This window comes from Bifidobacterium longum subsp. infantis ATCC 15697 = JCM 1222 = DSM 20088 (assembly GCF_000269965.1).
GTDB lineage: Bacteria > Actinomycetota > Actinomycetes > Actinomycetales > Bifidobacteriaceae > Bifidobacterium > Bifidobacterium infantis.
This window is the reverse complement of the sequence record NC_017219.1, coordinates 1,659,203-1,680,341: the sequence shown is the minus strand read 5'-3', so window position 1 is coordinate 1,680,341 and position 21,139 is coordinate 1,659,203. Positions and strand designations below refer to the sequence as shown.

Annotated in this window: 41 protein-coding genes; 6 read left to right on the top strand and 35 right to left on the bottom strand. The window is 55.8% G+C overall.

Annotated elements, in window-relative coordinates:
- Window position 1 precedes the first annotated feature (1 nt).
- The 31 genes from BLIJ_RS07900 to BLIJ_RS07765 all read right to left on the bottom strand — a co-directional run bounded on the left by BLIJ_RS07900 (window position 2) and on the right by BLIJ_RS07765 (window position 14,627).
- Entirely contained in the window at window positions 2-337 is a 336-nt protein-coding gene (locus tag BLIJ_RS07900; RefSeq protein ID WP_012577844.1) for a BRO-N domain-containing protein, read from the bottom strand.
- Window positions 334-1,185 (bottom strand): hypothetical protein, encoded by an 852-nt coding sequence (locus BLIJ_RS07895; protein WP_014484960.1) that lies wholly within the window; start codon window positions 1,183-1,185, stop codon window positions 334-336. The genes BLIJ_RS07900 and BLIJ_RS07895 overlap by 4 nt, the downstream gene beginning before the upstream one ends.
- Before the next feature lie 128 nt (window positions 1,186-1,313).
- On the bottom strand, window positions 1,314-1,805 hold the full coding sequence (locus tag BLIJ_RS07890) for a hypothetical protein (protein WP_014484959.1): 492 nt from the start codon (window positions 1,803-1,805) through the stop codon (window positions 1,314-1,316).
- The gene (locus BLIJ_RS07885; RefSeq protein ID WP_012577841.1) at window positions 1,789-2,667 is read right to left on the bottom strand and encodes a hypothetical protein; all 879 of its coding nucleotides are present in this window, start codon (window positions 2,665-2,667) and stop codon (window positions 1,789-1,791) included. Before BLIJ_RS07885 ends, BLIJ_RS07890 begins: the two co-directional genes overlap by 17 nt.
- A 2-nt stretch (window positions 2,668-2,669) precedes the next feature.
- Complete coding sequence (locus BLIJ_RS07880) at window positions 2,670-2,909, bottom strand: hypothetical protein (RefSeq protein WP_012577840.1); 240 nt, start codon at window positions 2,907-2,909, stop codon at window positions 2,670-2,672.
- A gap of 28 nt (window positions 2,910-2,937) precedes the next feature.
- Window positions 2,938-3,138 carry a hypothetical protein gene (locus BLIJ_RS07875; RefSeq protein WP_041981975.1) on the bottom strand — a complete coding sequence of 67 codons (201 nt, stop codon included), beginning with the start codon at window positions 3,136-3,138 and terminating at the stop codon, window positions 2,938-2,940.
- Window positions 3,135-3,413: a hypothetical protein gene (locus BLIJ_RS07870; protein ID WP_231837822.1), complete on the bottom strand. Its 279-nt coding sequence runs from the start codon at window positions 3,411-3,413 to the stop codon at window positions 3,135-3,137. Before BLIJ_RS07870 ends, BLIJ_RS07875 begins: the two co-directional genes overlap by 4 nt.
- A 6-nt stretch (window positions 3,414-3,419) precedes the next feature.
- Window positions 3,420-3,791: a hypothetical protein gene (locus BLIJ_RS07865; RefSeq protein ID WP_012577838.1), complete on the bottom strand. Its 372-nt coding sequence runs from the start codon at window positions 3,789-3,791 to the stop codon at window positions 3,420-3,422.
- Window positions 3,788-4,180, bottom strand: a complete 393-nt coding sequence (locus BLIJ_RS07860; protein WP_012577837.1) for a hypothetical protein — start codon at window positions 4,178-4,180, stop codon at window positions 3,788-3,790. The genes BLIJ_RS07865 and BLIJ_RS07860 overlap by 4 nt, the downstream gene beginning before the upstream one ends.
- Window positions 4,181-4,307: 127 nt before the next feature.
- Window positions 4,308-4,466, bottom strand: coding sequence for a hypothetical protein (locus BLIJ_RS14610; protein WP_015713523.1), 159 nt, complete (start codon window positions 4,464-4,466; stop codon window positions 4,308-4,310).
- Window positions 4,444-4,734 carry a hypothetical protein gene (locus BLIJ_RS07855; protein ID WP_012577836.1) on the bottom strand — a complete coding sequence of 97 codons (291 nt, stop codon included), beginning with the start codon at window positions 4,732-4,734 and terminating at the stop codon, window positions 4,444-4,446. Before BLIJ_RS07855 ends, BLIJ_RS14610 begins: the two co-directional genes overlap by 23 nt.
- The gene (locus tag BLIJ_RS13705) at window positions 4,727-4,951 is read right to left on the bottom strand and encodes a WhiB family transcriptional regulator (protein WP_012577835.1); all 225 of its coding nucleotides are present in this window, start codon (window positions 4,949-4,951) and stop codon (window positions 4,727-4,729) included. Before BLIJ_RS13705 ends, BLIJ_RS07855 begins: the two co-directional genes overlap by 8 nt.
- A gap of 36 nt (window positions 4,952-4,987) precedes the next feature.
- Complete coding sequence (locus BLIJ_RS07850; RefSeq protein WP_012577834.1) at window positions 4,988-5,197, bottom strand: hypothetical protein; 210 nt, start codon at window positions 5,195-5,197, stop codon at window positions 4,988-4,990.
- On the bottom strand, window positions 5,194-5,358 hold the full coding sequence (locus BLIJ_RS14790; RefSeq protein ID WP_007051868.1) for a hypothetical protein: 165 nt from the start codon (window positions 5,356-5,358) through the stop codon (window positions 5,194-5,196). Before BLIJ_RS14790 ends, BLIJ_RS07850 begins: the two co-directional genes overlap by 4 nt.
- A complete protein-coding gene (locus BLIJ_RS07845; protein ID WP_012577833.1) occupies window positions 5,355-5,639 on the bottom strand; it encodes a hypothetical protein in 285 nt (94 codons plus the stop codon). Before BLIJ_RS07845 ends, BLIJ_RS14790 begins: the two co-directional genes overlap by 4 nt.
- Complete coding sequence (locus BLIJ_RS07840; RefSeq protein ID WP_012577832.1) at window positions 5,632-5,919, bottom strand: hypothetical protein; 288 nt, start codon at window positions 5,917-5,919, stop codon at window positions 5,632-5,634. The genes BLIJ_RS07845 and BLIJ_RS07840 overlap by 8 nt, the downstream gene beginning before the upstream one ends.
- Complete coding sequence (locus tag BLIJ_RS07835) at window positions 5,909-6,121, bottom strand: hypothetical protein (protein ID WP_014484956.1); 213 nt, start codon at window positions 6,119-6,121, stop codon at window positions 5,909-5,911. The genes BLIJ_RS07840 and BLIJ_RS07835 overlap by 11 nt, the downstream gene beginning before the upstream one ends.
- Window positions 6,118-6,630 carry a hypothetical protein gene (locus BLIJ_RS07830; protein ID WP_012577831.1) on the bottom strand — a complete coding sequence of 171 codons (513 nt, stop codon included), beginning with the start codon at window positions 6,628-6,630 and terminating at the stop codon, window positions 6,118-6,120. Before BLIJ_RS07830 ends, BLIJ_RS07835 begins: the two co-directional genes overlap by 4 nt.
- Window positions 6,627-6,896 (bottom strand): hypothetical protein, encoded by a 270-nt coding sequence (locus BLIJ_RS07825; protein ID WP_014484955.1) that lies wholly within the window; start codon window positions 6,894-6,896, stop codon window positions 6,627-6,629. The genes BLIJ_RS07830 and BLIJ_RS07825 overlap by 4 nt, the downstream gene beginning before the upstream one ends.
- Window positions 6,896-7,141, bottom strand: a complete 246-nt coding sequence (locus BLIJ_RS07820) for a hypothetical protein (RefSeq protein WP_012577830.1) — start codon at window positions 7,139-7,141, stop codon at window positions 6,896-6,898. The genes BLIJ_RS07825 and BLIJ_RS07820 overlap by 1 nt, the downstream gene beginning before the upstream one ends.
- Complete coding sequence (locus BLIJ_RS07815) at window positions 7,138-7,500, bottom strand: hypothetical protein (RefSeq protein WP_012577829.1); 363 nt, start codon at window positions 7,498-7,500, stop codon at window positions 7,138-7,140. Before BLIJ_RS07815 ends, BLIJ_RS07820 begins: the two co-directional genes overlap by 4 nt.
- 114 nt (window positions 7,501-7,614) lie before the next feature.
- On the bottom strand, window positions 7,615-8,151 hold the full coding sequence (locus BLIJ_RS07810) for a hypothetical protein (RefSeq protein WP_014484954.1): 537 nt from the start codon (window positions 8,149-8,151) through the stop codon (window positions 7,615-7,617).
- A gap of 300 nt (window positions 8,152-8,451) precedes the next feature.
- A complete protein-coding gene (locus BLIJ_RS07805) occupies window positions 8,452-9,393 on the bottom strand; it encodes a hypothetical protein (RefSeq protein WP_012577827.1) in 942 nt (313 codons plus the stop codon).
- A gap of 458 nt (window positions 9,394-9,851) precedes the next feature.
- On the bottom strand, window positions 9,852-10,385 hold the full coding sequence (locus tag BLIJ_RS07800) for a single-stranded DNA-binding protein (protein WP_012577825.1): 534 nt from the start codon (window positions 10,383-10,385) through the stop codon (window positions 9,852-9,854).
- 184 nt (window positions 10,386-10,569) lie between these two features.
- Window positions 10,570-11,505 (bottom strand): hypothetical protein, encoded by a 936-nt coding sequence (locus BLIJ_RS07795; protein WP_014484952.1) that lies wholly within the window; start codon window positions 11,503-11,505, stop codon window positions 10,570-10,572.
- Window positions 11,495-12,079: an ERF family protein gene (locus BLIJ_RS07790; protein ID WP_012577823.1), complete on the bottom strand. Its 585-nt coding sequence runs from the start codon at window positions 12,077-12,079 to the stop codon at window positions 11,495-11,497. Before BLIJ_RS07790 ends, BLIJ_RS07795 begins: the two co-directional genes overlap by 11 nt.
- Entirely contained in the window at window positions 12,070-12,921 is an 852-nt protein-coding gene (locus tag BLIJ_RS07785; protein ID WP_012577822.1) for a PD-(D/E)XK nuclease-like domain-containing protein, read from the bottom strand. Before BLIJ_RS07785 ends, BLIJ_RS07790 begins: the two co-directional genes overlap by 10 nt.
- The gene (locus BLIJ_RS13695) at window positions 12,918-13,085 is read right to left on the bottom strand and encodes a DivIVA domain-containing protein (RefSeq protein ID WP_014484951.1); all 168 of its coding nucleotides are present in this window, start codon (window positions 13,083-13,085) and stop codon (window positions 12,918-12,920) included. The genes BLIJ_RS07785 and BLIJ_RS13695 overlap by 4 nt, the downstream gene beginning before the upstream one ends.
- Window positions 13,069-13,347 carry a hypothetical protein gene (locus BLIJ_RS07780; protein WP_012577821.1) on the bottom strand — a complete coding sequence of 93 codons (279 nt, stop codon included), beginning with the start codon at window positions 13,345-13,347 and terminating at the stop codon, window positions 13,069-13,071. Before BLIJ_RS07780 ends, BLIJ_RS13695 begins: the two co-directional genes overlap by 17 nt.
- Window positions 13,347-13,700: a hypothetical protein gene (locus tag BLIJ_RS07775; protein WP_012577820.1), complete on the bottom strand. Its 354-nt coding sequence runs from the start codon at window positions 13,698-13,700 to the stop codon at window positions 13,347-13,349. Before BLIJ_RS07775 ends, BLIJ_RS07780 begins: the two co-directional genes overlap by 1 nt.
- A gap of 711 nt (window positions 13,701-14,411) precedes the next feature.
- Entirely contained in the window at window positions 14,412-14,627 is a 216-nt protein-coding gene (locus BLIJ_RS07765) for a hypothetical protein (RefSeq protein ID WP_012577818.1), read from the bottom strand.
- 32 nt (window positions 14,628-14,659) lie between these two features.
- Here BLIJ_RS07765 and BLIJ_RS14375 point away from each other — a divergent pair, with 32 nt between their 5' ends.
- The gene (locus tag BLIJ_RS14375; protein ID WP_041981969.1) at window positions 14,660-14,845 is read left to right on the top strand and encodes a hypothetical protein; all 186 of its coding nucleotides are present in this window, start codon (window positions 14,660-14,662) and stop codon (window positions 14,843-14,845) included.
- A gap of 93 nt (window positions 14,846-14,938) precedes the next feature.
- Here the strand turns inward: BLIJ_RS14375 and BLIJ_RS07760 are convergent, their stop codons facing one another.
- Complete coding sequence (locus BLIJ_RS07760; protein ID WP_012577817.1) at window positions 14,939-15,232, bottom strand: helix-turn-helix domain-containing protein; 294 nt, start codon at window positions 15,230-15,232, stop codon at window positions 14,939-14,941.
- Window positions 15,233-15,301: 69 nt separating this feature from the next.
- On the opposite strand from BLIJ_RS07760, the gene BLIJ_RS07755 reads away from it, so the two are divergent.
- The 4 genes from BLIJ_RS07755 to BLIJ_RS07740 all read left to right on the top strand — a co-directional run bounded on the left by BLIJ_RS07755 (window position 15,302) and on the right by BLIJ_RS07740 (window position 17,130).
- A complete protein-coding gene (locus tag BLIJ_RS07755) occupies window positions 15,302-15,664 on the top strand; it encodes a helix-turn-helix domain-containing protein (protein ID WP_012577816.1) in 363 nt (120 codons plus the stop codon).
- A gap of 22 nt (window positions 15,665-15,686) precedes the next feature.
- On the top strand, window positions 15,687-16,049 hold the full coding sequence (locus tag BLIJ_RS07750) for a hypothetical protein (protein ID WP_012577815.1): 363 nt from the start codon (window positions 15,687-15,689) through the stop codon (window positions 16,047-16,049).
- 38 nt (window positions 16,050-16,087) lie between these two features.
- Window positions 16,088-16,447, top strand: a complete 360-nt coding sequence (locus BLIJ_RS07745) for a hypothetical protein (RefSeq protein ID WP_014484948.1) — start codon at window positions 16,088-16,090, stop codon at window positions 16,445-16,447.
- Between the two features lie 62 nt (window positions 16,448-16,509).
- Window positions 16,510-17,130, top strand: a complete 621-nt coding sequence (locus BLIJ_RS07740) for a hypothetical protein (RefSeq protein ID WP_012577813.1) — start codon at window positions 16,510-16,512, stop codon at window positions 17,128-17,130.
- 71 nt (window positions 17,131-17,201) lie between these two features.
- On the opposite strand, the gene BLIJ_RS07735 is transcribed toward BLIJ_RS07740, so the two are convergent.
- From BLIJ_RS07735 to BLIJ_RS07725, 3 genes are all read right to left on the bottom strand, one after another.
- Window positions 17,202-17,705, bottom strand: coding sequence for a hypothetical protein (locus BLIJ_RS07735; RefSeq protein ID WP_012577812.1), 504 nt, complete (start codon window positions 17,703-17,705; stop codon window positions 17,202-17,204).
- Complete coding sequence (locus tag BLIJ_RS07730) at window positions 17,705-18,142, bottom strand: Panacea domain-containing protein (protein ID WP_012577811.1); 438 nt, start codon at window positions 18,140-18,142, stop codon at window positions 17,705-17,707. The genes BLIJ_RS07735 and BLIJ_RS07730 overlap by 1 nt, the downstream gene beginning before the upstream one ends.
- Before the next feature lie 90 nt (window positions 18,143-18,232).
- Window positions 18,233-19,624, bottom strand: coding sequence for a site-specific integrase (locus BLIJ_RS07725; protein ID WP_012577810.1), 1,392 nt, complete (start codon window positions 19,622-19,624; stop codon window positions 18,233-18,235).
- Window positions 19,625-19,977: 353 nt separating this feature from the next.
- Between BLIJ_RS07725 and BLIJ_RS07720 the strand changes: the two genes are divergently transcribed.
- A complete protein-coding gene (locus tag BLIJ_RS07720) occupies window positions 19,978-20,877 on the top strand; it encodes a MazG nucleotide pyrophosphohydrolase domain-containing protein (RefSeq protein ID WP_014484947.1) in 900 nt (299 codons plus the stop codon).
- Window positions 20,878-21,139: the final 262 nt, after the last annotated feature.

Sequence of the window (21,139 nt, the reverse complement as noted above, 5' to 3'; positions counted from 1 at the left end):
CTCACCTCCGATGCGCGCGTTGATGTGGTTGAGGTTGTCGCTCATTGGTTTCCCTTTGCTTGTTGAAGTTGTGTGCCCCGTCCTGACGAGTGGATGGGGCTGAGTGGCTGGTATCGGACTCGGACACGAAAACGGGTGCCTTGCCGCCGTTCTGAGCAATATCCGTACTACGGATATTGGTGATTTCATCGGCATCGAGGTATTCCCGAATATGGTTGGTGGCCGTACCGAGAATGGCGCATACGTCCGCTCCAAGGAACCACGGGTTGCCGTGTTCATCGGTTAGGACACGCACCTGAATGCCGTTGAAGTCAAATGGTTGAATCTGATTGCTCACTTGTTGTCTCCTTCCTTGGATTGGTTTTGCGAAACCTGCATGATCTCCCACACGTCCGCGTCCTCCGACAAGCCGGACGCGAGACGGTAGAAATCACTGAACCGGTAAAGCGGATTGCTGTACGTATCCTCGCCCTGCTGGGGCAACTGGCCTCGATGTATCCAACTACGCAAAGTGCTGCGGTTCACGCGCATTCCGCACGCCTTGATGATGTCCAACAGTTCGCCACGGGTTCTCACCGCCTCCGATTGGAGGAGACGCTTCACCCGTTCCGCCCTGATAAGGGCGACCGGCATACTGAAACCGCATTGCGGGCATTTCGCCGTCTCCGCGTCCGCATAGCCGGAGAGCTGGCCCAGGCACCCGTTGGCGGGGCATGGCCCGTACAACACGGTTTCCCCGTCATCGTCCGTGAGGAAACGACGCAGTTTGCGCACCAGCCCGTGAACCGGTTCCGCGTACACGGGCGTGGACGGGTGCTCGTCGAGTTTCGGGTGATTGGCGATTCGGTAAACCATGTCGGCCAGCGGCGCCGATTCACGCAGGTTCAGTTTCAGGCTGCGCACCCACTCGTAGAGTGTGCCTTGCAAGCCCGGATAACCGTGGTCGTCGTCAGCGTACAGCAGGTCGTGCAGGGTTTCCCTTACGGGCGCTGGAGCCGTGCCCGCGTTCCCGCCGCCACCGTTCTTGTGCCCGTAGGCGCGGTTGATGCGATACTCGGTCAGGTCGGGCAGGTTGCGTTCCAACCATTGCAGGTCGTTGGAGAGCTGGCGTTCATGCCATGCGCACAACAGGCTCCGGTTCTCGGGTATCCCATGCCCGATGAGCATGGACGGCGCGTCGGTCACGATCTCCCGCCAGCAACCGTCATAGCGGCAGAGCCTCGTGTTTTCAGGGGAAAAAGACAAACTGACCTAGACCTTCACTCATTAAGAGCTTCGGACGTGTCAGCAAGACCAATAATGCACGGGCGTCTCTAGTTTTCCAAATGTGGTTCGGCGTGTCGCGGCAGTATGTCACCCAACCCCAAGTCGCCCGCGCCGAGGAAATGCCGTACCGGTGTACGCCGCTTCGGCTTCGCCGGCTCCAACTCCAACGGGTTGCGACTCGAGGCCGTGATTCGAGCCGCCTCCTCGGGTTGACGGCCCAACATGCGCTGACGCCGGTACAGCCACGCCGCGTCACCCTCCAAGCCCCGCGCATCGCACTCACGCGCGATCTCCGCCTCCGAGGGCTTCGCCTTGACGCGCAGTCGGCGGACGATGGCGTTGATGTCACCCGAACCACACCAACGGCCGGTATCGTTCTCCGCATAGAAGCGTCTCACCGCCTCCTGAGCCTCGGCGGCGGTGATGTCCGTCCTCAGTTCCGAATGGAACGCTTCAAGCTGAACGTCATCCCATTGCGCGTTGCCGTGATGCGCGTTGATAAGCGACAATACAGCTGCTGCCTCACCCCTGCTGAGCATTGAAACCTCCCTGCTGCTGGTATCTTGCACGTTCCTCGGGTGTCATGTACTGCCATGTTTTCGCCAGATTCGCCTCAAGGTTCTGCTGGCTTCGGGATTTCAACGGTTGCCCTGGTCGTGGCTTCGGCGCTTCGGGCTTGGGTTTCTCCCAGTTGCGGGCGTACAGTTCACCGCCGATGAACCGGCTGAACGTTTTCACGTACTGCTCGTCGGTGGCCTCCGCATACGCTCGAGCCTTGGCTTCGAGAAACATGCTCGGGTCGGAGTCTCCAGCGGCTTTCACGATCTTCGGCCAATCGACCTCCAGCTGCATACGGGACTGGGAGGTTTTCCCGTCAAACCTGTTCGTCGGATAGAAAGCCTCGATACGGTCAAGCAGATTACCGAAGTCCGGCTTCGAGGGGGTAGGGGGAGTTGAATTATCTTTAGATAATTCTTCTGGTGTTCTGGTGTTCTGGTGTTTGTCCCGATTCAGACGCGATTCAGCCGTCTGAAAGTTATCTGAATCGGAGGTTTTCGCCTCGTTTTTATCTTTTCGGTAATTTTCAGCATTGCTTTCGCGCTTCTTCTGCACCTGTTCGCGGCTTCGATTGTGTGCGAGATAGTCGTGAATGTAGTACCCGTTGTTCCCGTCCGGCTCGATCATGCCGACTTCGCAAAGCGCATCGATTTCTGAATCGGTGATATCCAACACGTAAAACGCATCGTCTTCGCTGATATGTCCGTCTGAAAGATTGTCTCCGCAGAAAGTAAGCATCATCGTGAACGCGCCTATTGCGCTCGGGCATGTGTGCCTGAGCTTGCGTACCTTACGGTTCATGTAGAAGCTGTTGACCAGTTGAACGTATCCTTTGCGTACCATTGTCATGCTCCTATCAGCCAGTACGTGTAATCGGGGAACACCATTTGCATGAACGCCCAGCAGACGCCATGCGCTGCGAAAGCCGCTATCAATCCAAAGCTGAAGGCAACGATCGTCATCGCGTCGCCGCCTTCATCGGATAGGGATATATTCCATTTCCTGAATAGGTAGCGGAACGCCTGTATCCCGATGATGAAGAACACGGCCAGTTCGATGAAATGCGCCAAGCCGACGATGCTCATTCCGCCTCCTCCAGCAGCCGTTCCGGGTTCACGGGGTCTGACATGATCGTCTCCTGAACGTCTTGATGAAGTTGTGGCGGCTTCGCCAGTCCGATGGCGTGCCGCTCGTCGCCGTGAGCAGCACGCCGTTGTCGTAGACTTTCCAGTGGCCGGTCGTGGCCCTGACCACCGTGTATCCGTGTGAGGCTATCCAGTGCATGAGTTTCCGGTCGTCCCCCCGCGCGGTCATGCTTTGAGCCTCATCTTCAACGCGAGACCGTTTTCATGCACGCTGCCCTTATCGAAGCCCATGAAACCGTTGAATAGTTCGTATTCGAGCAATACGGTGTCCACGCGGAACTCGTCGTACTGATGGTTTTTGATGCGTTCCATGACAAGCCTCATCGATGCGACGGTATCCCTGCGGTCGGCCTGTATGAGAATGAGATACGGCCAAAGATTCCATTCGCCCGGATGATCGTTCAGCCAACGGGCGAAATCAACGAGTTTCCTATCTTCCATCATTTCCCCTTAGGAGCGTTCCCTCACGATATAGTCCGGGTGTTCCCGGCAATAGTCGTATATCAGTTTCAACCATGCGATGGCGCTGTCCACGCTGCCCCAATAGTTCGGCGGATTGTATTTGCCGCGCAAAACATACAATGGTTCCAAGTAGATGTCTTTCAACGCCTTGTCGATACGGGCTGCGGCCTCCCCGGCCGTCAACCCGTCCAGGTCATGCTTAGGATGGACCTTGTAATCGGTGAAAAACGCGGATAGATTATACGTGTAGTTGAAATAATGGCCATGAGCGGTCCGCACATGCTCGCCGTCCCGTTCGCATACGTCAAACCATTCCGGTTCCGGCACATCCTTGTCCACTATGAACAGGTCGTAGCTCATTCTTCGTCTCCTTCGATGATTCCATGTCCTGCTATCAATGCGAGGGTCTTTAAGTCGGTGAGCACGGGCTGGTTGTCCATGCTTGACAGCGAGTCCAAGCCGAGACCCTTCTGTTTGAACACGACGAACCAGTAAGGTGCGTCAGCGTTACCCGCCTCGGTACGGCCCTCCTGCATCCACTCCTTGAGTCTCCCCGTATAGGTGCTGTAGTTTTTACACTCCAATACGACCGGCTGGCCGTGGATACGCAGACCGGTGATATCGCCCTGGTCTTTCGTCCCATGCAACACTTCACGGTGTATCGTCTGCTCGCTGTCACCCAACCGGGCGCGCAAATAGTTGACCACCTTGGATTCAAGCAGTGTGCCTTTGGCTTTCTGTCGGCTCATTCGTCCATCCACCATTCAGTCGGGTCATCGTGAAACTGGCAGTCCACGCAGTCCCCGAATACGTTCAAGATTCCTCCGCAGTACGGGCAATGCTCATACTGGACGGGCAGATAACTCGGTCTCATAATCAGAACTCCGGGTTGTCTCGTAGTCGTTTTTGCACGTCCCCGCGCATCTGCTCGATCACATCGACCCGAAGTCCGGTAGCCAAGCGAATCTCCTCTGCCGGACGGTTCGAGTCTTCAATGAGCAGTTGCCATGCTTTACTTTTCGCTTTGCTCAACATGAGCCCCCTTCTCCAAATTAGAGCTGATACGCACCCGATAGTCGGTGATGCTCCAAGTCAGATGGTTCAACTGCCAGACGGTGAGTCCAAGAAAAACCAGCAGACAAAACGCTTGAACAATGGCCATCATCGTATTCTTTGACGTGATGCCCACCGCGAGGGAGAACGAGAAAAACACGTCCCACCCCAAATACCGGTACACGGACCATAATCCGGGTTTGCTGCCGTCACGTCGTTCGTAAACCGTGACCATATCCTTGTCACTCATTTCGATTCCTTCTTCTGCTCCTGTTCACGCCACCCCATACGCCTTGCAATGGGTAGCCGCTGATTCTGTCGTGTTGCGCCGCGTACCGTGCGCATTCGCATATCGCCGGACATTGGGCGCAGGCCTTGAGCGCCAATCGTTCCTCGCTGGACGTGGTTGGGAAGAACAGGTCAGGGTCCATGTCACGGCACGCGGCCTTGTCACGCCAGCCGCTCAATTCAATTCCTTCTTCGCGTTTTGAGACTACTTACGCTCATGATCCCTCCTTGAGCGTGGCGACATATGCGATGGCCTTGCGTTCACGCTTCGCGTACCTCTCGCACTTGCGTTTGAGACGTTTGAGGCTCATGGCGTATATGTAGGCTCTGAAGTCGCCGTCCTCGGTGATTCTGGCCTCGTACCGGCTCAGGGCTGAGGCCCTGAATTGCGCGGTCAGATGGTTGGTAAGCTGTACTCCGTTCATTCCTCCACCTCGGTTTCCTCGCCGTAATGGCCGTAGAGTTGGTCTGCCGCATCCTTGGTCGTGTAGAGGCATTTCGCGGGCGCTTGTTCGTAGTCGTAGATGGCGGCTGCGACGACCTCTCGAAACTCCTCGCGGGTGAATATCTTCGCCTTATAGCTCATCGTCTGCCTCCGTAAAATCGTTGAACGATGGGCTGGCACAGCTCATATCCCTTCTGGGCCCACATCTCCAGTGTTTTGAAGATCACAAGAATCGACAGTGAGTCGAGCCCGTCGTCAACCAGTTTGGGAATGTTGCTGTACATTGCGTCCAGTTCCGTATGCCCGTTCCGGCCGCTGGTGAACGTGAATCCCAGCATGTCCACGGGCGTTCCGGTTTCCTCCGGCGTGATGGTCAACCGAACCTTGAACTTCCTGCCCAACGGCATCGCCTTGTCACTCATCGTCCGCCTCCTTGATTGCCTGTTGCAGTGCCTGCATGATTTGTTTCGCCTCGTCCACGCTCAGATAAGCGCTTGCAGATTGGCCAACGGTCTTGTGCTCCGGGCGGGAGTCGTCCCGGTCGAGGTGAAACGTCACCAAGCTGGAAGAGCCACGCCGATGATTGGCGATCTCTACCCGATAAACCATGTATTCGTCATCGTCAATCGGGATAGTGAGCCTCGTGCCGGCATAGTGGATGCTGCCAAAGGTCAAGTCGAACGATTCCGTCTCAATGCTCAAGGCCCATCTCCTTTTGTCCGGGATTGTGCAGATCGAAATGCTTGCAGCCGGTACGGTTCACTCCGTCAGCCGTTACCACGGCCCACAATGCGGCCGACAAGCCCGCGATATACCCGTCATTCCAAGCACCCTGCACGCCATACTTGGAGTGCATCACAATGCGGTCGTGAATGATCTTCTGCACGTCAAACGGTTCATTCATCGTCCGCCTCCCATCTGTCTTTCTGCGAGTGCGATTTCCCTTTCCTGCCAGCGGGCTAGCATTTCAGGGGTCGCGTTGCGCGGCACCGGATTCGGGTCTAACGCCTTGCCGTCGTGCTCCTTGTCGGCCTTGGCCCACTTGCGGGCGAGTTTGCGGCGTTCCTTCCATGTCAGCGTCACGTGCACGTCCACCACCCTGACCACCTCCAGCCGGTCACACCGGTAGGATTCGATGGAATCCTCGCCGCTGCGGGTGAGCGTGCAATTGGCCGGTCGCACCTGGTAGACGTTCCCGCGCCCGTACATGCTCGCGTGGAAGTGCGCGTAGAGACGGTCGGGGGTGCAGTACACCTGGTCGGGGTGCAGTGTCGCGTCGATGGGTGCGTCCGCGCCCTGCTCGCGTCGGGCGCGGCATATCGGGCAGTCGTCGAAATTGTCCCGGCTGTGACCGGGCTCGATGATGTCGCCCGTATTCAGATCGGGTACGCCGCCGTGATACAGGACACTCATCGTCTGCCTCCCAGACTCTCGTAGATCAACCGATAACGCTTGTCCCCGTTGCACATCGCATTCCAACGACGGATGGCGGCTGCGAGCATCATGTCTTTCGGCCACTCCCACTCCACTGCGGGCTTCGACTTCAACGCGAGAACATACGGCTTATACCTGCATCCGCCGCACCGGAAGACCAAAGCGGACAGATAATGCTGCTCCTCCCATTTCGCCTTGACCTTGCCCCCGCATTTGGGACACGGGCTAATTTTGTGAAAACGCATCAGTCCATCCTTTCGTCCAACCATTTGATGTCCTCCCAGATCGAGGGCATGACCTGATCGAGAGCGCCCATACTGCTCAACGCCCATACTGCGCCGTAGTTGGCGCGCTCTCGCACCGATGTGACATAACCCTTGTCCGGGAAGACATGAGACTCCGCAATCCAGTGGAACGGGAGCATCCCCTTGCGCAGAATCAAAGTGAAACGTTCATGGCTAACCTTGATGAAGCTCCTCATGTCGCTCATTCCTCCGTTGCCTCCATCGGATAATTGATCTCCACAAGCAACCGTGTGCGATAGCTGGTCAGCTTCACGAGTTTGAACGGCTTCTGCGTCTCCGGGCCTCTGAACGGTGGCTCGTACTCCCACCATTCGCTGCCGTCGTATTCCTCGCGGCGCAGGAACCCGCCATCAGTGAACACCACGACCAGATCGGCGGCTATCTCCTGACCGCCGTATCCTTCGTCGTAATCGATGTCAAGCACCGGTTCGGCCTGACTCCACGGAATTCCCAGCTCCCCGTCGCGGGAGCCGACGAATCGAACGTCATCGGTCGAATGCCCGCTTCGTGATATCGCATCCTTGGTTTCACCTAAAAGATTCATTCTTCCGTTGCCTTTCCTTGGTTGACTTCGTAAACCGCGCGGGCGAAGCCGAGCGGCGTCTTGCTTCGGTTGTTGGCTCTGTCCTTGCCGCTCATGTACCAGATACGATTCCGGTCAGGAGCCGGCAGGCTCATGTCCTGGCTGCGAGGCGGCATCTGGAATCCCCCCCCCCGTCCAAAGGCACGTTTTTTTCGTGTAATTGTCCAAGGGCTCGTAGGCCGTGTAGTCGCACGGGTCGAACGTGTGGGAGGGTTTACCAAAAACACGGCTGAGTACGCTCACCGGGTTCTCAACCATGTACGGGACGCCGCTCATTTCACCGATCACCCGGCATTGTTCGGCAACGCTCACGGCCTTCGCCTGAAACATGTGGTCGGCCTCGTACTTACGGGCGAACCATTGCGCTCCACTCACCGCCATATCCGTACATGGCGGGAACCCGGCCACGAACGCGAGCCGGCCGGAACGGACCAGTACGCTGATCTGGTCGAACGCTTCCTCGATGGTGCAAGCCAGTTTCAGGTAGGCACCGTCTTCATGGTCGCAACCATGCTGCGGGTCCACCAACACGGCTTGATACCCGTGTTCCACCCAAGGGCGGGCCATGACACCGGTCAGGTCGCATAGGCACAGAATCGTGTCACGCATCATTCCTCGATTTCTTCGCCATTCGTTGCAGATCTCTTTCGCAGAGCCGATTCAACACGGGGTATAGCCATGCAGGCGGGATCGTGTGATTCCACACGGGGCATTTCTTCCAGTGTTTTTCGGCTCGGGGGCATCCGTATTGCCCGCAGTAGGGACATCGACGGTTTCGGCATTCCAATTGGCCAGTGCGGTGAACCTTGATCCAGCGTTTCTCGCACCAGTCACAGCAATGAGTGCTTCCTGTGAGCAGGCGTAAGACAGTTTGCGGAAACGATGGAGGTTTATCAATGATCGGGTGGATGTTCATGCTTCCACCGCCTTGGCCGGACGGAACGGAGCTTGAGAGGTCACGTGCTTGCTGTTGAGGCCCGACCAAACAGACCCGGTGACGGGGGATTCCGGGTCACCGATAAGCAAAGCGACCAACTTCGAATTGTCCAGGCCGGAGATGGCGACGCTCCACAAGGCATTGTCCTTATCCCGCCACAACCCGTCATGGTCGGGCAGCTTCGGCTTCCGACGCAAAGCGTAGGCGAAATCATCGGAGTCGATGCAGTACTCACCGTCTATCTCGCTGATGCGGATACGCAGGAGCATGTCGCCTAGAGGGTCAGGCTTGAGATCGATGACGCGGAAATGGTTTCCCTCCGTCGTGCAGGCAATATCGCCCACCTGCACGTTTTCGATGTTGTCGATGCGCTCATACTCGGGGTCATCCAACAGTTCGATGGATTGGATATTGTCTATTGGCTCAAAATCACAGGAAGAGTCATAGCCACGTGACGTGTACAAAGACCAATTATCGCCTAAATTAATATCTCCTGCGTCATCTAACACTCCAGTAACAATGGTGCCGTTCTTCCATGTGGCCTTGACGTGCAGTCCGGCCATCTCCTTGCAGGTCTTGCCTTCCCAGAATGGTTTCTCACTCATTGGTGTTTCTCCTTTGATTTCCGCTTGTATGCGTTGGTATGATCTGCTGTTCGTGTACCGTGTGAGCGCCTTATGCAGCAGAGGCATGTCTTCTGGCAGGTACGCGGTTTTCTGACTGGAATCGATTCTCACCGTGTAGGGGAGTGTGCCCGGATGGGTTTTCGCCCACTCGTCGTACACCATGCGTCCGAATGTCTGCGCCTCAGCCGCATACAATCGTCTGCCCAACTGGGTTGACAGCCACGAGCCGGCAAGTATCGCCTCACCCAACCGGTTCAACGGCAGTCGTGGGCCCTTCCTCGCCTGTGTCATACTCGAATCTCCCCGTTCGTGAACCGGCGAAACAACACCGGGTCTAGCTTGTATAAGGCTGGCCTGAACGATGATTCACGACAGAACAGTTTGTAGAGTTGTTCGATGGGGTCTAACTGCATAACGTGTAGCCTCCCATGTTGTCCAAGAGCACAAGGCCCTTGCCGTAGATTCGTACCGGCACCTGTTCGGGGTGGTCGTTTAAACCGCTGACGATCCACCCCTGTTCCATCGCCTCACGCTGATGGGTATGCACCCACAAATGGCAACCCTCGTTCGAACCGCTTCCACACAGCAGGATCAGGTTCGATGGCAAGTGCAGGCCGGGGAACGGGTGGCTTCTCAGATGTCGGTGATGACGGGAGAAACCAGCCCAATTCCATGTCGCCCCGCATCTCACGCAACGTTCGCCATCCCGTCTATCCACAAGACGGCACGTCTCACGCGAAGGGTTAGAACTAACCATTGCCGAACTCGTCCTGAGAGGCAGTGCCCTGCGGCTGGCTCCAAGGGTCGACAGGAGGCTGCTGGAACTGCTGGTTGAGCTGTTGGGCGGACTGCTGGTAGTTCGGCACCCCGTAGCCCTGCTGGCCGTAATTGTTCGCCTGCTGACCGTAATTCGGCTGGAAACCCTGCTGCTGTTGCTTCGCCTTGGGAAGATTCTTCGAGATGCGCGCGAAACGAACCTCGCGGCTGATCTGCGTCTGACCCTGCTTGTCCTGATAGAGACGAATGTTTAACACGCCTTCGACGCGAATCGAATCGCCCTTGTGCAGTTCACGCATATAGGTTTCCATCTGCCGGGTGTCGAACTCTGTGGCCTGCCACCATTCCGTCTCCCCGTCCTCATACTGGCCGGATTGACGGTTCTTCCAGTAAGGAGTAATGGCGAACCGCAGACTCAGATACGGTTGTCCCGACTGTGATTGCTTCTGTTCCGGGTCAGCGCCCAGACTGGCGTTCTCCAAAACGACTCGTGCCTCTCCGGCCATCAGCTGTACCTCCTATACGGGTAGACCTTGTGTTTCTTGCTGGCCGTCTGATTGCAGACCAGCATGTGTGATTGGGCTCCGGCGCAATCAGTGGCGCCGCATGTAGGGCATTGGGGGAGCGTGATCTTGTCCCCGTGAGCCCACAGGCATCTCGCGCACTTGCAGCCCGGTCTCGGGGTGAAAGTCACTCGAAGCTCGCCTCCACCTTCGTGAACGGGAAACGATCATCCCGGACACTGGTCTTGAAGAACTGGCTGCGGGATTGGGACTGGCATGGGAAGGCGGGGGCGATGGTGCCATCGTGGGAGAGCACCGGCATCCAACGTTTGCCGTCATGCTTCCACACCGATTCGGTGCGAGCCTTGTAGAATCCTGGCTCCTTCGGAAGGTCGGCCATCGTGTACGGTTCTCGATACGCATATTGGAAGGCGGAGTCCTCCGCCCATAAAGCGACTGCAATGCCGAAACCCTCGACGTTCAGTTGCAGGGACGAGCCGTCCGTACACTCAGGACGCACATTCACCGCCGTGTACTCGTTGCCGTTCTTCATTACCACCTTGTCGCCGGGACGAACCTTCGCGATATCGGTGATACGCTCACGCGGGGCATCATCCAACAGTTCAATGGACTTGATATAAATCGTTGGAGCAAAGCGTCCATTACCGTAGTAGCGAGACAAGGGGGCAACGCGACCTGAATCAGATATCACAACGTCGCCATCTTCGTTGGTGACGCCGGTAAGCACGGCCCCGTTCTTGTATGTTACCTTGACACGTAATCCGGCTAGCTCCTCGCAGGTTTTGCCTTTCCAGAACGGTTGCCCGCCATCATCTTCAGCCTGCTTGACGGATTCCGTCTCGGGCTTCGACTCATACACGTGCACGTTCCGGGCGGAACCGTGACGGTACCCATCACCAAAATCAATGAGAATCACGAGATTGCCCTCATCCTCGGTCTCGATGTACAGTGGAGGCCTATCGCTCATACTTAGGATGAGAGAGTGTATAACATCTTCCGAATCCTTCATCTCATGCAGTTCACCCGCATAATGCCCGTACGCATCATCGAACTCGATCCACATGCCCGGTTTCGCGTCGTTTAAACCAATCTCACTGCTCACTGGGAGCCTCCTTAACCTTGTCGTTGTGCTGTTGATAAGCGTCGATGAACCGTTGCGCCTGATATTCGGTCAACGTGCCATAGGCGACCCGCGTTTGCAGAACGTTGCCGATGAAACCGTTCTCCTGACCCACCGGAATCTTGCAGTCTTCAAGAATCCGGTCGATCTGTGTTTTCTGCTCGTCGGTCATGAACTTGACGGAACGTTTCTGGAAACCGGAGGTCTGCGCGTCATTATCCGTGGAAGACAATCCCAACGCCGTGTTCAACGAGTAGCGTCGCGCATACGTTTCGGCGGAACCATACCGTTGCGCCAGCGTGTTCTTCCTTTTCTGGTTGCCGCCCTCCGTCTCGTCTCCCACGAGAACCGGGATGGGAGCCAGCCAGTCGGACCATTCGCCGTCCTTCTGCCTGATGGACGTGACCACGCACCCATAAGGGAAATGAGGGGCCACATCGTAGATCACATGCTGCCTGACCTCAAGGTGCAGGGTTTCGTCAACATAAAGGAGAATCGACGGCAAATCCGCGTAATCGTATCCGTAAGCCTTACGGTTCTTCTTGACTACCGCCATGATTCAATCTCCTCCTCTTCCTCCAACAGCTTCCAGTCGGGGAACACGACATCCTGCGGGTATTTGGGCAACCCGTAGGCTCTCATCGCCTCCAACGGGTTCTCCGTGTTGTCGCGGAACCATTTGATGCTCTGCAAGGCGTGGTTTATCTTCGGTTCCGCCAGTTCGGTGATGATGGGTGAATCCTCCTGAATCTCGTAGCGCATCCAGTCGAACGGCGGGTTCTTCTCCTGCACGATGAACTCGAAACCCAACGGCCCCTTATAGTCGGGCATCGTCAACCGGTAGAGACTCATGTAGAACGCGGCCTGAATGTGATACCCGTACTGCCAGCAGGAACGCTCGAACTCGTCCGGCGACTTCACCGTGGTCTTGTAATCACGGATACGCAGCACACCATCCGGGTCGGGAGTGGACGGCAACCAGTCCGCCTTGCCCTTAATCAACAACCCGGTATCAGGGTCGGTGGCGATCATCGCCACCTCCGGCTGACCATCCAGCTTCGTGAAAAAGTCTCCAACCATGTCCCGCATGGCCTGAACCTTCTCCACATCATCAGAGGACAGCCACACGATGTCGTCCGCACCATACTGTTCGACCAGCCTGTCACGAAGAGCCTTGCCCTCCTTGGTACGCAGATTCGGTTTAGCCACAACCTGCGGGCCACTGCCCAAAACCATGCTGTGCGCCGCCTTACCAAACTCCAACGCCGAAGAGTAACCATGCTCACCGGTCAGGTAATCCGAATACGCCAACGGGCTTACCAGCATTTTCTTCAACGAAGTCTGATCCACCGCGTCCAACGCGAAGTAATCGTCATCGGTCATCTGCTCGACGGTCATTGCCTTTTCTTTCTTGCTTTGAGTACTTCCTTGCCTAAAACCTTGATGGTGTCGGCCACCGAGTCGAGAAAATCGTCAACGTCCTCCGCGTCGTAGACCTCTCCGTAAAGCAGGGAACGATACGTGCGGAACTTTCTATGCCGGACATCATTCGGAGTCAACATGAGAACCCCTCGACTGCATGGACAGTTGTTCCTCGCGTTCCATCAGGTGACTGTGACGCCAAGTACGCGACTTGCCCTGCTTGTGCGACGCCTCCGCATAATCGGCCACATGGTCACGGCCAACGTCCCCCACGACCTTCGAGGCCTCGTTCCAATCCGAGTACACACGATCGTTCACGGCCACATACTTGTCCGCGAGATAACGGACGCAATCACCGAGATAACGGATGGCTTTGGCGATGGAGTTGAAATCAGATGCCATCAGTCGGCGTCCTCCGTCTGAATCTGAGCCCACGTCTCCTCCATGAGAGGCCGGTCGATCTCGTAGTAGATGTAGGCCTTCCCGTGCTTCGGCGGGTAGGCGCCGAACTTCATCTTGTAGTTCTCGGCCAGACGGGAGCCGAAATGCAGAGCGCTTTTCTTCATCGGCTCGAATCCTTTCGAGCGCAGGAAGTCGCTGATGATAAGACGAGGCGAGTCGGGTTCCTTCGATGTCTCAGAAGGAGCGGCGGGATCGTCGAGAATCACGCGCGCCCGACGTTCAAGCTCGTCCTGCGGCAATAGTCCACGCGCCTCGTTGAGCAGTCTCATACGGTCGAATGGGGTGAGTTCCATGATTGTTTCCCTCCACTGGGCTTGATTATTTGGTTGTCCTTCTACGCCGGTGCTGACACGTCCGAAACCCTTTTATTGGTTTCCGACGCAAGGACGCGAAGGGGTTCAATTTTTCTGAGCGCCAAGCCGGGAGTCGAACCCGGTGCAGTCTTTGAAGTCCATGACCATTGGAAGGCTTCTCGGCTGCGGCCACCGTGCGCTTGGCTACCACCGGACGAGTTAGAAATGAGGAAAAGACCACGCCCGGAAATCTTCAGTTATTCGTCGTCCAACATGAAGCACAGGGCGACGGGGGAACAGCACAGGAAACCCGCGAGAATGCTCCACGGGCCCGCACTGGGTTGGAAGAGAAGCGTGAGAACACCAAGAACCAAGCCCGCCATGCACAGGCTCACGGCCCGTGTCTCATAGCGTGTGGGCGAACCGTCAGGGTGCTGATAGCCCGAACAGTGATGTCCATAATCCTTGGTGTTCATCATTTATCCTTTCCGTGGCCCGTGGAAGATTTGAACTTCCCACGCCAACCGTCATGAAATTTCAAACGGAGACAGGAGTGTCTAATGGGTGACGGTTTGTCGGCGTCTCCGATTCCCCCTAATCGCCAAGGGACGGGCCGATGGTTGCCGTGAACGGTCGTAGTATGGTCAGTATTTGTTCGCCTGTAGTCTTGTTTGGTGAATAAGGGAACCGACCGGCCACGGCAAGACTTTGTTATTCCTCGTTCTTCTCGTCGGCGCAGTCGGCCAGGTCTTCAAGGGCCTTGGCGACGAAACGCGCCTGACTCGGAGTGAGGGGACGGGCACCGTAATCGGTGTCGATTTCCGCGTTGATTAGACCATCTTCGGTGACGTTGCCGGTGAAGTATTCACGGGTGCGACGTTCCTCCACAACGAGCTTCTGGGAGAGGTTACGATTCTGACTAAGCATTGTTTTCTCGATTCGGAGAGGAGGTGATTTTTATGGCTAGTGAAGCGGAGAACTATGCAAGTTCCGCTTGCGATGATTTCAATGCAGCAGTAAGGCTGTCAGCTGACCCAGCTCAGCGGAAGATGGCGTACGGTCTAGCGAATCTCGCGGCTGCAATCGTCCATATCTCTCGTGAAAACGCCGTGCTGCAATCTCAGTTGCAGCAAACCCGTTCGTGAGGCGGCTGGCGTTCATGTCGCTACGTGGGTCTGACTGGGGGGAGCCAGTCAGTCTCGCGTGGCGGCGAGTCCAAGTTGGGGTCTGATAGACACTCATGCTGTTACCTCCAAGTCAGGAGACTTCATGCCGGCGGCTAAGCGAGCTGAACTGATGATGTCTGCCATTGTTATGCCAAGCGCCACGGCGATGTCGTTGAGATCGTCGGTGGAGAAAGCCTTCCTGAAATTGAAGCGGTCGTAGAAGAATTTCTTGTTGCGCCCCACTCTGTTGGCAAGCTCCGGGGTGCTTACCCCTCGTCTTGCTGCCTCAGCACGAACTGCTTGAATCAGTCCCACCGAAGTTTTTGAAAGTTTTGTTTTCGTTTGCATATCTTTAACGTACCGCATACGGTACGGCTTGTCAACCGGAAACGGTACGAAATTTACAAACGTACCGAAATTCGGTACAATGTAGTTATGAGTAAATATGAATCGCAGTTCACTCAACGAGTGATAGAGACAATTGAAAACAGGCGCAGAGACGCCAAAATGACCATCGATGACCTATGCAAAGCTTCAGGGATAGGCCGTAATTCCTATTACGCAAAATTGCGTGGTGAACGATGCTTCAACACCGAAGATATTGACGCAGTGGCCGAAGCCTTAGGGTGCGATCCTTTCCTTATTCTGGAAGAAGCCTCTGCGCCGGAGCCTCAAACGCAATATGCCTCAGTCGCTTCCCAGCTTGAAGATGTTCTCGGCAAGAAGATTCAGATCGAGAAAGCGGCCTATGAGGATAAGAACAAGAATGCGGAGTCCGGGCGTGAAAACATGGACTGACCTCACCGGTGAGGCGCGTCATATGGGAGTACTTATAGAGGATAGGAAGTTCGATGGTTCGCAGTGCGGGGAATACGATCCCATCACCCGCACCGCTTACATTGACCCCACAATGAGCATGGAACAACGGGCATGTACATTGCAGCATGAGCTTATCCACGCCAAGCACTTCGATGACGGGCTGCGTCTGTTGAGCCGTGAGAAGGAGGAATGCCTGACGCGCAAGGAGACCGCATTGGCGTTGATAAACCCCGTGGACTATATGCACGCCGAGGACTTGTACGGGGGAGAACCGTACGCGATGGCGCAGGAACTCGGTATCACCGTCAGCGTTCTGCAGGATTACCGGCATTGGCTGCACGACAACCTGACCATATCGAGTTAGGATTAAGGCACCAGTTCAATGGATAGAAGGGAATAATTTTGAGCGAGCCTGAACAGAATCGGCCTGAATCGGAACCGGACAAGTCAAAGCCGGAAATGACGCAGGAAGAACTGCAACGCCAGCTATTGGAGACACAGAAAAGACTCGTGGAATTGCAGGAACAGCAGATAAGGAAGAAGGATTCTCAATCCGACAATCACGATACCGGCATCGGCAAATCCGTTGTGAGCATTCTTATCGCAGCGGTGATCATCGCCGTGGTCGGCTTCGTCATTCATGACTACACCAAAACGAAGGAAGTCAATGAACATGCCTCCGACAATATTTATGATGCGCTGAGTCTAGGTAGCGGCTCACCGGACGACATCTTTCTATCGTCCCTACCGATGCAACCATGATAATCAAGCATGGGACATAAAATTCATAAACCATTGACCCAATGAAGAGAAGGGGAAACAACATGAGCTCGCCGGTTTACCAGCCCATGCCGCCAGCAGGCATGCAACCATCACAGCCTGTATCTCATAGGCGTAAAAAAGGAATCACGATTCCGGTGCCGGTTTTCGTCTTGTTGATTATCGGTATCATCGTCGCACTGTTCGTGGGCATGCTTTTCGGTGTCGGAGCCATGAGCGAAGAAGTCAATTCCGCTCAACAATCGTCGTATGCATGGGAGGATAAATACAAAGCCGCGAAGGTCCAGTTGAACGGATATGTGAGCGCTCCGAGCGTAGCGCCCGATACGATGGGAGCCTGCGGTGTCCTCTTCGATGGTAATCAGTCCCTGATTGATGATGTGGCAGCGGTATCTGGGTACTTCCGCGATCCGGCTAACCATGATGCCGTCCAAGCCTTCTCGGGAGCTTCATTGGCGGTCAAGACAATCAACGAGGCATTCCCAAAGGCCGACCCCGATATGAAAGCGAGTCTTGCCGCATTGAATGCTCCGATGTTGAAGATTGTGTATGCGACACAGAATCTTGGTTACGCTGATGCCCAATACGACAGCCTTCAAGTGCTATCTGATCTGAATAGCGTCATGGAATCATGTGTTGCTGTCGGATATACAGCGAAGCAGTAAACGAAAGACAATGGTCTCGTCTTCCTGTATTGGAGAACGGGACCATTTTGTATACCACTACAATATGATGGTCAGGTGTGTTTCCTAGTGGAGGGCCATACCTCATGGTTCGGGTCCCACCAGAGAATGTGGAACTCGTTGCCTACAAGGAAACCGTACAGGCGTTCGGTGCCGCCCAAGCGGAACCGGGCCAACGCATCGCCTTCGCGTTCATAGTATTTCGCCAGCCGGTCCTGTGGCGTCTGGTTGGGGCATTGGGTGAAATCAGGGTAGCAGGTGAACGCCTGATATGAGGGGCTAATGATCTCGCCCACCGTGGCCTTTTCGAAGTCACGCATCTTCAACAGCAGCAGTCGATGCTCCTCGTCGCTCATGTGCGCGAGCGACCATGGACAGTCGGCCTCAAGGTCAACGCAGTCGAAACGGAATACGATGCGACGGTTCACGGAATCTTTGGGAATCTCCGTGGCGGATTCGGGGACATGATAGCTTTTCGCCACGTGATGCGCGGGCACACGTTTTGAAGAGCTCGGGGCTTTGGCCTTGATGCTCTTGGTTTTGCTGCGGTGGCCCACTATTCGGTGAGGCTCCCATAGTATTCGGCCATGGCGGCTTCAGTTATCTCGGTGTTGCAGATGGCGCCTTGGGGGAGATTGCCGCGAGCGTCCTTCCAAGGGCGTTCGCTGTGGGTGAGTTCGCTCAACTGGTAGGCTCCCATTTTCCCGTAGGCCTTCAACACGGCGTCTATGGTGTTGATGCCGTCCTCGTCAATGTTGGACGGGTCGCCGTGAATATCGCCGCGCGTGATCTTGAACATGCCCTTGTGCGCATGGTATAGGTCGGGGCATACCGGGCCGTTGGCCCATGCCTCGAACCGTTCGGGGAACAGACGCCGTTCATCCCATACGAGGGACCATGCCTGTGAATAGTAGCAGAGCTTTTCCAGTTTCATTGTGGTCATGACGCCGAGCTTGTCCAGCACGTAAGCGGCCACGTCGAATATGCTTGTCATGGTGCGCCTCCGTAACGTTCCTTCCGCTGGACATTCAAGGTGATTAACTTACTCTTCCATTGTATGGCCGGCAAGTTTCGGCGCGCCAGTTCACGCCTTCCATTCGATCTGCTTCAGACCGAGCCCGTCGCTTATCGTCTCCATGCCTCGCATCAAATCTTCTACCGGCACGGTGCGGTAATGCTCGCTCATGGCTATGCTCGAATGGCCGACGATGCGTTGGATGATGCCGGGGTCAACCTTCATGTGGAACAGGAGCGATACGACGGAGTTGCGGCATTCATGCCCGTACCGGTTCTCGTAGTCGGGTATGCCCGCCCTGCGCATGAGGTCGCGGAAACTGGCCCTGTCATCCAACGCGGCCAACGGCATACCCTCGCGCGTCCTGAATATCAGGTTGTACGGGTTCGGGATGATATTCTCCGTGGCCTCCAGATACCGGTGCACGACGGTGCCCAACTGGGGGATTATCGGCACGACCTTGCCTCTCGCGGACTTCGGCGGCGTCAAAGCGTACCCTTTGCACAGGTGTATCATGTCGTATCCGTCCGGCACCCTCCACCGGTATCGGGGGCAGCTCGAAGGCCGTTTGAAGCCGCACGGGTATCTTCCGTCCCTGCCGGGCTCCCCACACCCATGCTCCTTGTCGAGGCTTTCCAGTTTCCAGTTCACCGTGTAGGTGCCTATCCATATCTCGCCGCTGTCCGGGGTTTCCAACGTCTTGTCCCGCCACAGGTCGAGATCGTCCAATGTGGCTCCCAGTATCTCCCCCTGTCTCATGCCGGTGAGCAGACGCCACCATTGGCGTGCGCCCAGAAACAGGTCGTCGGAGGACGCTTCGAGCATGTCCTGCATCTGCTCCACGGTGAACGCCTTGCGGTCCTGCGTGCCGCTGCGCCTGTCCGCCGACACGGCCACGGGCCCGTTGATGGTGCGCCGGTCCCCGGCCAATCCCGTGTCCCTGCGTTTCGGCCTTGCCGCGCTGGTGACCGGACTGGTGGGTATCAGCCGGTCGGCCACCGCCGCCTTGAATATCTGGTTAAGGATGTTGTAGAAGCCAAGCTGCCGGTTGTACGAGCATGGGGTGCCGTCGAGGTTGCGCATGTTGGCTATCATGCGCTGCACCGCCGAGGCGGTCACTTCGCCCAGCTTCTCGTTCGCGTACTTGCACAGGTGCACGCTTATGAGGCTCGCGTAGTTGTTGATGGACTTGGGTTTCAGGTCGCGTCGTTTCAGCTCGAACCATCGTTCCGCGTACTCGCCGAGCCGGGTGGCGCGGTCTACGCCCATGCCCCATTCGGTTTTCTCCTTGAGGGCTTCGGCTATTTTCCTGTCGCATTCCTTGTAGGTCTTGGCGGACACCCATCGGCCGTCCACCTTGGCCTGCCAGTTCACGTATGTCTTTACCGTGCCGTCCTTGAGTGTTTTCCGCTGCTCGTGGCGGATGGGGTAGACCGCTCCGGTTTTCCTTATCCTAGGCATTCAGCATCCTTCATTCTCCAACATTCTCCAACAAACAATCCGTGGCGAATGGTATTCCAATGGTATACCAATCGTATCAAATCGTTGGAATTCCGCCGTTCTTTCCGTGGGAGCCGTTGATTTCATTATACGTTACTGGATGTGGAAGGTGTGCTGAACTAGCACCTTTTGTTTCTGATTAAGACCCCTTGGAACATCAACAATTCCAAGGGGTCTTGGCGTATTGGAAATGTTCTTGGCTAGAGGGATACAGATGGATTTAGCAACATTTCGCAACAAATAATATGATCTAGGTCTTCTACACGTTGCGCGGGTTGGTTATGGTTCATCCAGATGAGAACAGGAGCAAACCTATGAGCAAGATGAGTGACATGACGGAATACCATGCTTCAGCCTACCGTTTGCCGTCAGGCTTCGAGCATTGTTCGGAATTAAAGCCGGTGGTTGAGGCGGTTACGGCGCCGGACCGGGTCAAGGCCGTGGTGGACGTGCTGTATTCGCCGGGCGGCTGCCCGTGGGACGGTAAGCAGACGAACGAGTCACTGCTCAAGAATCTGCTTGAGGAAACCTACGAATACGTCGACGCGGTGGAAACTCACGACCGTGACAACATGCGCGAGGAACTGGGCGATGTGCTGTTGCAATCCGTGTTTCAGGCGCGGGTCTGCGAATCGGATGCCGAGGATCCTTTTGGTATTGACGAGGTCGCCGACCGGTTGATGAACAAGCTCATCACTCGGCATCCGCATGTGTTTGCGGCTGATGATGCCGGCAATTCCTCCGAATCTTCTGATGCTTTTGATGCTGACGGCAACGACGGGAGAGAGACTACCCAACCCGAATCCCCGGAAGCCGTAGTGGCTCTATGGGAAAAGATGAAACAACAGGAAAAGCATTGTAAATCCGTGCTTGAGGGCATTTCCCACGCTCAAGGTTCGTCGCCTCGCGCGGCCAAAGTCGTTTCTCGTATCTCCAAATCGCCGAATGCTGATAGATTGTTCGCGGCGTTTGATGAGCCGGCTGCGGCTGACACGAAGCAAGATGACGAGCAGCCTCAAGCGGCGATTCAATCCGAATCAAACGGTGACAATTCTCCTGAACATGAGAAGGCCGATGCCTACGCCGATGAAATCCTCGCCATCGTGCGTCGAGCCCTCTCGGACGGTATCGATATTGAAGCAGCATTGTGCAACCGTCTACGCGATGTTGAATCACGCGTTGAATCCATTGAAAACTACATTCGGATGCGATGAGTGAATCTATATTTGGGCTCTTGATGAAGGCCTCCACTACTATAGCGTCGGTGGTGAGACAAGACATGAGCTTCTGGCGACGCTGGGGGATGTTCAATGTCAGTAATGGTTCAAGGTTTGGACTGCTGACGTCGCTGAGACACCTTAGCGTCGTTAACGGGTCAAGTTCTGGCGATCAAACGACGATAAAAAGGGGCTTAGCGTCGTTAGCTGTACATAAGTTGGCACGGCAACGACACTGGAGCGCATGATCGTTGGTGCC